The following is a 9,202-nucleotide window of genomic DNA, read 5'->3' as shown; positions in this document are numbered from 1 at the left end:
TGGAAATCAGCAAGGGAACAACGGTAGAGATCCTCAACAAGGAAATAATGGAAATCAGCAAGGGAACAACGGTAGAGATCCTCAACAAGGAAATAATGGAAATCAGCAAGGGAACAACGGTAGAGGATCTCAACAAGGGAATAATGGAAATCAGCAAGGGGACAATGGAAGAGGATCCCAAAAAGAAAATGTTGGAAATCAACAAGGGAACAATGGTAGGGGGTCTCAACAAGAAAATAGAGGTCACCAGCAAGGGAATGAAAAGAATAATCAATAGAATATTGAGAGATTCATTTCAAAGCTAAAAGGATTTATCTCGCTATTGCGGGCAGTAAAACTCCCATCTCAAAATTTGGCTGGGGCAAAGAAGTTAGGTGGGAGTTGGGCTGCTTAAAGTTGCACTTTATTATTCTATAGTTCTATTAAGAAGGAGTATGTGAAAAATATAATGGAGAAAAACATTCAACAAGGGAAAGATAAAGCAAAACCTGTTTTTTATGATCCGAAAGGAAGGAGAAACATAGCTTTTATTTGGTTTCTATGTATCTCAATAGTTAGCGTAAGTATTGTATTTTATTTTTTCTTTCAAAGTATTTTTTCAACACCAGAAATTCCAAATATGAATACCGCTGTACAACAAGATAATAAACTTGTACCAATTAATCAAAAACTTAGTGATCAGCAGTTAAAGAAGGAAGAATTTAAACCAAATACCGAAATGAAGAATAACAAAAATTTGGTGAATTCGAAGAACGATAGTAAACAACCTAAAGAAGTGTATGGTTTTTATGTAAACTGGGATGAAAATAGTACCGCTTCTTTAAAAGAAAATATCGATTCATTAACCACGCTAGTACCAGAGTGGTATCATTTAAAAGCAGATTTAACGATTAGAAGTGAGATAAAACCTGAGATAGTAAAGTTAGCAGAAAAAAATCAAGTGGAAATTATGCCGTTACTTACTAACTATACAGAGGAAGCTTCTGGTCCTGATAGTGGGCTGATTCATAAGTTACTGAATTCCCCAAATGATGTAAAGACAAAGTTTATAAATGATTTAGTAAAGCAAGTTGAAAAGAATCGATTTGCGGGTATTAATATTGACTTTGAGGCGATACCTGAAAGTGATAGAGAAAACTTAACAAATTTTATGAAAGAACTTACTACGGTCTTTCATAAACATGATTTGCTCGTTACACAAGATGTTCCAGCTAACGATAAAGCTTTTGATTATAGTGCGTTAGCGAAGGTAATAGATCGAATGATTGTAATGATGTACGATGAGCACTATGGAGCGGGGGAACCAGGACCAATTGCTTCGAATAAATGGTTCCAACATACATTGAAAGAACTGAATATTCCGTCTAATAAGCTTATAGTTGCTTTTGGTAACTATGGATATGATTGGAAAGTGAACAGTAAAGAACCTGCGAAGTCTTTAACTTTTTCAGAAGTTATGGCAATGGCTCATAATTCAAATATGAAAATTCAATGGGATAAGAGTAGTGGAAATCCTTATTTTAGATATAAAACAGGAGAGAAAGAACATACTGCCTGGTTCTTAGACGGTGTTACCCTCTATAATCAAGTGAAAATCGCAATGGACAACAATGCAAAGGGGTTTGCGTTATGGAGATTAGGAGCAGAAGATCCTACAATATGGAAAGTTTTAAAAAATCCTATTGAGGCACAAGAAAATCCTGATGTATTACATAAAATCACTAGTTTAGATGAAGTGAATTATTCTGGACAAGGTGAAATTTTACAGATTGAGAATGAAAAGCAAAATGGATTGAGAGATTTTAAAGTAGGCAAAGATGGTTATCTTACAGATGAAGTATATCAATCCTTACCATCTGCATACGAATTGCAACGATATGGAAAACCAAAGGGGAAACAAGTAGTATTAACATTTGATGATGGACCAGACCCGAAATATACGCCAGAAATTTTAGATATATTAAAAGAGAATAAAATAAAAGCTGCTTTTTTTGTACTTGGTGAAAACGCGCAACTAAATCCTAGTATTGTAAAAAGAATATACGATGAGGGGCATGAAATTGGTAATCATACTTTCAAGCATCCTAACATAGCTGATACGTCTTTACTACGAACAAAAGTAGAACTTAATACGACGCAACGTTTAATTCAGGAAGTAACTGGACATTCTACGGTTTTATTTAGACCACCATATGAAGCCGATGCTAATCCAGATTCGTCAAATGAAATATTGCCTATTTTACGTGCGCAAAATATGAACTATACAATGGTAGCGGAAAAAGTTGATCCTGAAGACTGGGCAACACCATCAACAAATGAATTAGTAAAGCGTACTCTTAATCCCGTTTATAAGGGAGAGGGAAATATTATTCTTCTCCATGATGCGGGAGGGAATCGTACCCATACAGTAGAGGCGCTGCCAATCATTATCAAAGACCTTAAAAAGCATGGATATAGTTTTGTAACAATTTCAGATTTAATGAATAAAGAACGAGATGAAATTATGCCTCCTGTTTCTTCTGAGGGTGAGCAATATTTACTTTACAATAAAGCTGTCTTTTCAGGGGCGGGATATTTTAAACATATATTAACAACTATTTTTTATGTTGCTATTGGATTAGGTATTTTTCGATTCTTATTCTTAATTTATTTTGCATGGAAGCAGAAAAGAAAAACGCTATCTCGCTATATTAATTCGTCCTATCAACCTTTTGTTAGTGTTGTCATAGCAGCATATAATGAAGAAAAGGTGATAGCTCAGACGATTCGCTCAATTTTGGATAGTAATTATAGAGAATTTGAAGTTATTGTTGTGGATGACGGATCGACAGATGGTACGTCAAAAGTAATACAAGAAACATTTTATAAACACCCTAAAGTTCGTTTCATTCAGAAAGAAAACGGCGGGAAATCATCGGCAATGAACCTAGGATTTCAACAATCGCGAGGAGAGATCATTGTCACTTTAGATGCGGATACTATTATTGCGCAAGACGCCATTTCTCTAATGGTTAGACACTTTGAAGATCAGAATGTAGCAGCAGTTTCAGGTAATGTCAAAGTGGGGAATAGACGAAACTTGTTAACTACTTGGCAACATGTTGAGTATATTACAGGGTTTAATTTAGAACGTAGAGCTTTTGATGAGTTAAATTGTATTACAGTAGTTCCAGGAGCTATTGGGGCGTGGCGTAAGAAGAATGTAGTTGAATCTGGATATTTAAGCGAAGATACGTTAGCAGAAGATACGGATCTTACTATTACATTTTTACGTCAGGGACATAGAATTGTATATGAAGAAAAGGCTTATGCTTTTACGGAGTCACCTGAAGATGTGAAAAGTCTCATTAAACAGCGATATCGTTGGTCATATGGTACACTACAATGTCTTTGGAAACATCGAAAAGCGTTATGTAATTCAAAGCATAAAACATTAGGATTTATTGCATTGCCAAATATGTGGTTATTCCAATATGTTCTGCAATTCATTGCTCCTTTTGCAGATATATTAATGATTGTGGGACTATTTAGTAGTGATCCGCTAAAAGTTTTAGGATTTTATTTTGTATTCTTTTTAATGGACCTTCTCGCATCTCTGTTTGCATTTAAATTAGAGGAAGAGAATCCGAAACCATTAGTATGGTTAATTTTACAACGCTTTATTTATCGTCAATTTATGACTTATGTTGTCGTTAAGTCTATATTCTCATCGATTCGAGGAGTAGCGGTAGGATGGAATAAGCTAAAGAGAATGGGAAGTGTTAAACATTCCACGGAACATAAGGAGGCATCTTAAGAGAGCAGGTTATCTGCTCTCTTTTTTATTGATTTTAGTGTAGAGTAGATACGTCTGTATCTATAGGGGTACTGATAGTGAGCCATTATGTTAAGTTACTCCTTTAGTTTCGGGAAAAAGTTTTTTATATTTTTTTTAAATGACGGACATAAAATCGTATATACCTTCGAATTATATATATGGATAACATAAATGTGTATATAAAAGGGGAGAAATAAGATGAAAGAACAAAAAGAAATGTTTGAAGAAATCGCTGAAGTACTAAAGGTATTGGCGCATCCTGTTCGTTTATCCTTAGTGAAAATAATGCTTTCAAAAGGTCCTACTAATGTAACAACAATGTATGGGGAATTGGAAATGCCTCAAAGTACAATTAGTCAACATTTATCTAAACTAAAAGCTGCTAAAATGGTTACAGGTACTCGGAAAGGATTAGAAATTTATTATGAGGTAACTGACAATCGCACAAAATCAATATTAGCATGTTTAGTTTAAATGCTGACTGTCTAGACATTAAGAAGAGAATGCTAAAGCAATTCTGTGACTACAATTTTTAAGATGTTATACAAAAGTAATTTGTGTAAGTGTATGTGATTTTCTTACTAACATAAGTTGTATTTAGCCTGATTATTAATTTGTTATACTTCTTAATTAGATTATTTTATTTAATAATATTGTATGATCTTCACCTTTTTAAATTTAATATTATTTTATTAAAAATTAGTAAGATGAAGGTTCATTTATGTACACATGAAATATTTTATAAAGAGTACGACTTTACTCCAAAGTTACATTTTTAGTTTTTTCATCTATAGATCTAATACTAAAGGGAAAATAACTGAAATATAAATGTAATTGAAAGGAGTGGAATAATAATGGAAGTAAGCCTTTTTTTAGGTTTTTTTTGGGGATGGGTAACGGTTATCATCACAGGAATACTTTTTGTGCGACCATCTGTACTACGTGAACTGAAAAAATTAGTGGTAGAAGACAGGGGATTTGGAATTATGTATGGCTTTCTATCAATTTTCCTAGGATTAGGTACTGTTATCCTGCATAATGTTTGGACACTTAATTGGCAGGGACTCATTACACTTATTGCATGGCTCGCACTACTAAAAGGGATTTATGTAATTGCATATCCTGAACCATCCAAGAAAACCAATTTTGAAGTAAGGGTACTATCTACTCGAATAGTGCTTGCTATACTTGGTGTTTTATCTTTTTGGATGCTTATATTACTTTATATGAAATAGAGACAAATATTGTTGAACATGGGAGTATATAGGTGGGATTTTTTTGTAGTCCTTCGGAACGAAATTTTATAGTTAACTGTAAATTTAGTGTTTCTTACCTTGTAGACATGTTTTTATAAATAGTGAGATGGGCAAAACGAAAAGAATCTTAAATAAATAGGATTCTTTTCGTTTTATAAAAATGAATTTATTTTGTATCACTAATAAATACAATGGATAATTATTTTTCCGGACTATTCGCAGTTATCTATCTTGGTATATTCAATGGTGGCTATGTGACCATCCGGTCGAATCAAAACGGTATCTATATTTTGCAACTTGGAATCTTGTATTTCTCCTACTATCACCTTTATGTGCGAATCAATATTCATTTTATTTATCTTATCTATATAAGAAGGGTGTATTAATAAAATAAATTTACCATCCTGCATTAATTCAAAGAGTTTATAACTTTTCTTATTTTGAGAAGAAATAGTGAGATTTGTACATCTTTTTCCTATCAATGGATGCCTTTCTATATCGTGCATCGCCGAATACCTAACCCCTAAACCACTTACTCTTTCAGATAAATCGTTATTTATCTCGGGGTATGTAAGTAAGTGCGAAAATAACTCTCTTAATTCCATTCCTGCGTTTGAAAAGTTTATCATTAATTGTTCTTGCGCTTGTACTTCTTTGAAAAATTGTTTTCCCACAGCATGTCGTTCAATATGATAACTTTTTAATAGACTTTCATATTTTTTGTGTTTTATTGCGAGTCCTAATTTCCATCCTATATTAAAAGCATCTTGTAGACCTACATTCAAGCCTTGTCCTCCAGCAGGGAAATGAATATGTGCTGCATCGCCTGCTAAAAATACACGCTTATGTTGATAAGTATTTGCTAGTTTGGTTGCATTGCCAAAACGAGAAAGCCATAATGTGCTCTTAATTTGAATATGTTCACCTGTAATACTATAAATACTATCTATAAACTCCTTTTCTGTAACAGCAACATGAACGGGTATTGCCTGATTCTTAGGATCAACAATTGCAAAACGAAATATATTAGGTGTAATAGGTACCATCATTAATATCCCATTTATATTAGAAGTAGATAAAAATGGAGTATCTGGTATATCTTCTAAAATAACATCACCTAATATAGCAGTAGTTGTTGTGTTTGTTCCATTAAACGGAATATTTGATAATTCACGAACTACACTTCTTGCTCCGTCAGCTCCTATTACATATGGAACTTCTATTTTATATATTGTTTCTCTTTGTTCTATTTCTAGTTGTACGGATGTTTCATATTGTTTTAAGTCTTTCAGAGTATGCCCACGTTTAATGACTACACCTAATTCTAATGCACGTTCTTCTAATATTTCTTCTGTAATAGATTGGGGAATAAAAAGTGTATACGGAAAATCAGTATTTAAATTTTTAAAGTTTAATCTTGTATCTAAGGCAGCAAAATGACTTGTATCTAATTTCTTTCCTCTAGATAAAAATCGATTTTCAATGCCTCGCATGGCCATCAATTCCAGTGAGCGGGGGTGTAGTGTTAGTGCTCTAGAATTTCGTATGCGATCCACTCTTCTCTCCAAAACGACAACGTTTATACCTTGAATAGCTAATTCACATGCTGTCATAAGTCCAACTGGACCACCACCAACTACCGCTACATCATAATAATTTTCCATATCATGCCCTCCATTTATTTAAGTGATTAAGAGCTAATGCAAAAAAATGTAAATATATTTATAAATGCTATCTATTGTACGTATATAATTATACTCCATTTTAGTTTCCTTGGAAACTAAAATGGAGTTCCTTAGAAGAGTTTACATAGTAAGTGTGTAGTTAATGCGATATAGCGTGTCTGCAGCAGTTCCTTGTGGGAGTTGTAAAGGCCTTTCCACTATTCGTAGTTTTAATGACGTAGTAGGGGTTTTAACTCGATTTCAAATAATTCGCTTTCAATTTCATTAAGTGCATACATTGATACAGGGGAGGGAGAGGTATTAGATAAGACTTTTGATGAAAGAAGTTCTCCTGATGATGAGTAAAATGTAACAAACACTTGTGAAAATGGAGGGACCATAATGATTACACGGTCAGTTTTTTGCAACGTATTAACCAACTCCAAAATAATATAGTTTTATAAAAAATCGAAAAACATTAGATAAGTATAAAGATATTATTATGGGTGCTTTTCCAATAGTGAATTAATAAATTCTTTATTTCATTGTAAACAGTCTAAGAGCACACATATATGCGTGCTCTTAGATTAGAAAGGTAGTTTTCTATGAGTAGGGATTCCCTATATAATAAAATATGCTTGTCCAATTTAAATGTGAGAAGTTTTTTAATAAAAACGCCATTTGGTAAAAATATGTAAAAAAACGCCTTGTACAGGCACTCTTTGCAAAGTGTTCTGTCTACTGTAGTAATTTTAAAAAAGCGATGGAAGTTGTTATCCGACTTATAAAACTAGGCAGTAAGCCCCAAAAAAAAGAAACTCCATCGCCCAGTTACTAGGGTCACAGTAAGACAAAGAGTAGTATTAAAATAATCATTATTAAAGATGTTACTTTATATGAAGTGAATCCCGAAAACAGGACACATATCAACAAACCTAAACCATCTATTCCCTAAATTCTTTAGGGGATAGATGGTTTAGGTTTTCTTGAATTCGCACACGAGTGGAGTCCCTTTATCGCTTATGATTACGGCTAATTATATGGAGCATGTAGAACTAGGATTGAAGAAAGTCCCGATATTTGTGCACATTCCCCTTCAGATTATTATACCGGTAATTTTTATTTGTTGTTTCTATAATTCGCAAAAGGATACATCCATAGGGGGATATTTAAAAAGATTAGCGATGATCAATAAAAGTGTCTGAATTAAATATCAGGTGAAAAGTATAGGATACTTTTGTTATAAAGAGTATCTATAGATGAATGTTATTGATTTTTACTTCTGAAAGATTTGGGATTCTAAATTACGAGCTGTTGGAGTATCTCTATTTTAAAATTTCAGTAGAAATATTAAAATACTAATATGAATGTAGAAGATTTAATAAAGACGATAATATTTTGTTAGTCATGTAATCTTTTGATTTGATGACCTTTTCCCCATTCAAATAGTTCATCCATAATTTTCATTAAAGATTTTCCGTGCTCACTTAGTGTGTACTCAACCTTTGGTGGTACTTCTTGATATACGGTACGATGGATAATCCCATCAGCTTCAAGTTGCCGAAGTTGTTGTGTAAGAACTTTTTGTGTAAGGTTTGGAATTTCTCGTTTAATTTCATTTGTTCGCATTTTTCCATCCATCAAAACACATAAAATATAAACTTTCCATTTTCCGCCGATTACATCGAGTGTCGTTGCAATTGGGCAGTCATCATTTTGATTCATATAACACCTCCAAAGGTACCTCAAGGTTCCTATAGTACCTGAAAGTACGTACTTTTCAATTATATGTAACTCATTCATACTAATACGTAAGGATTGATTAATTTATAAAGGGGATGGAAAATGATGAGAACACTTGTAATTGTAGCACACCCTGATATTGAAAAATCACAAATTAATAAAAGATGGATAGAAGAACTTGAGAAACATTCGGATGAAATTACGGTGCATGAATTATATAAAGTGGCACCGAATTGGGAGTTTAATATTGAAGAAGAGCAAAAGTTATTAGTAGAACATGACAGATATATATTCCAATTTCCGCTTTACTGGTACAGTTCCCCACCATTATTAAAAAAATGGTTTGACGATGTATTAACATATGGATTTGCGTACGGATCAAAAGGGGATAAAGTGAAAGGGAAAGAATTTGGTGTGGCTATCTCTATAGGTGGATTAGAAAAAGATTATGAAAATAGCGGAATTACGATGGATGAGTTGACGAAACCATTCCAAGCTACATGCCTATATACAGGTATGGAATTTATACCTTCATTTTATTTATATGGTGCGGAATATAAACTAAGTGATGAAGAGATTGATAAAAGTGCGCCTGAGTATGTGCAATATGTGATGAACAAGAAGTATTCTAATATATAAGGAGAAACAGCCATTTACTTGTTAAGTAGATGGCTGTTTTTTTTGTTTGTTTTATATTCACTAAGTGTAATCTTTAGTAAATT

General features: G+C 33.1%; 6 protein-coding genes and 1 pseudogene. 5 read left to right on the top strand and 2 right to left on the bottom strand.

Annotated elements, in window-relative coordinates; genetic code table 11:
* The 4 genes and pseudogenes from V7S50_RS18155 to V7S50_RS18140 all read left to right on the top strand — a co-directional run.
* A pseudogene (locus tag V7S50_RS18155) lies at positions 1–277 on the top strand (hypothetical protein); the annotation flags it as partial.
* A gap of 171 nt (positions 278–448) precedes the next feature.
* Positions 449–3,796, top strand: coding sequence for a glycosyltransferase (locus tag V7S50_RS18150; RefSeq protein WP_242256318.1), 3,348 nt, complete (start codon positions 449–451; stop codon positions 3,794–3,796).
* A 219-nt stretch (positions 3,797–4,015) separates the two neighbouring features.
* Complete coding sequence (locus V7S50_RS18145) at positions 4,016–4,291, top strand: ArsR/SmtB family transcription factor (protein ID WP_242256255.1); 276 nt, start codon at positions 4,016–4,018, stop codon at positions 4,289–4,291.
* Between the two features lie 380 nt (positions 4,292–4,671).
* Entirely contained in the window at positions 4,672–5,052 is a 381-nt protein-coding gene (locus tag V7S50_RS18140) for a hypothetical protein (protein ID WP_060487795.1), read from the top strand.
* 233 nt (positions 5,053–5,285) lie between these two features.
* Here V7S50_RS18140 and V7S50_RS18135 read toward each other — a convergent pair whose 3' ends face one another.
* The gene (locus V7S50_RS18135; protein ID WP_242256253.1) at positions 5,286–6,737 is read right to left on the bottom strand and encodes an FAD-dependent oxidoreductase; all 1,452 of its coding nucleotides are present in this window, start codon (positions 6,735–6,737) and stop codon (positions 5,286–5,288) included.
* A gap of 1,401 nt (positions 6,738–8,138) precedes the next feature.
* The gene (locus tag V7S50_RS18130; RefSeq protein ID WP_063221912.1) at positions 8,139–8,462 is read right to left on the bottom strand and encodes a winged helix-turn-helix transcriptional regulator; all 324 of its coding nucleotides are present in this window, start codon (positions 8,460–8,462) and stop codon (positions 8,139–8,141) included.
* Between the two features lie 123 nt (positions 8,463–8,585).
* On the opposite strand from V7S50_RS18130, the gene V7S50_RS18125 reads away from it, so the two are divergent.
* Positions 8,586–9,119: an NAD(P)H-dependent oxidoreductase gene (locus tag V7S50_RS18125; RefSeq protein ID WP_212956372.1), complete on the top strand. Its 534-nt coding sequence runs from the start codon at positions 8,586–8,588 to the stop codon at positions 9,117–9,119.
* The last annotated feature ends 83 nt before the right edge of the window (positions 9,120–9,202 follow it).

Source organism: Bacillus sp. CCNWLW194, from assembly GCF_037120585.1.
Classification (GTDB): domain Bacteria; phylum Bacillota; class Bacilli; order Bacillales; family Bacillaceae_G; genus Bacillus_A; species Bacillus_A basilensis.
Note: the sequence above shows the minus strand (reverse complement) of the source record. Positions and strands in the feature narration are given on the sequence as shown.

Coding starts and splice junctions, on each gene's coding strand:
- V7S50_RS18150 (WP_242256318.1), top strand. CDS start 449: ATGGAGAAAAACATTCAACAAGGGAAAGATAAAGCAAAACCTGTTTTT.
- V7S50_RS18135 (WP_242256253.1), bottom strand. CDS start 6,737: ATGGAAAATTATTATGATGTAGCGGTAGTTGGTGGTGGTCCAGTTGGA.
- V7S50_RS18145 (WP_242256255.1), top strand. CDS start 4,016: ATGAAAGAACAAAAAGAAATGTTTGAAGAAATCGCTGAAGTACTAAAG.
- V7S50_RS18125 (WP_212956372.1), top strand. CDS start 8,586: ATGAGAACACTTGTAATTGTAGCACACCCTGATATTGAAAAATCACAA.
- V7S50_RS18140 (WP_060487795.1), top strand. CDS start 4,672: ATGGAAGTAAGCCTTTTTTTAGGTTTTTTTTGGGGATGGGTAACGGTT.
- V7S50_RS18130 (WP_063221912.1), bottom strand. CDS start 8,462: ATGAATCAAAATGATGACTGCCCAATTGCAACGACACTCGATGTAATC.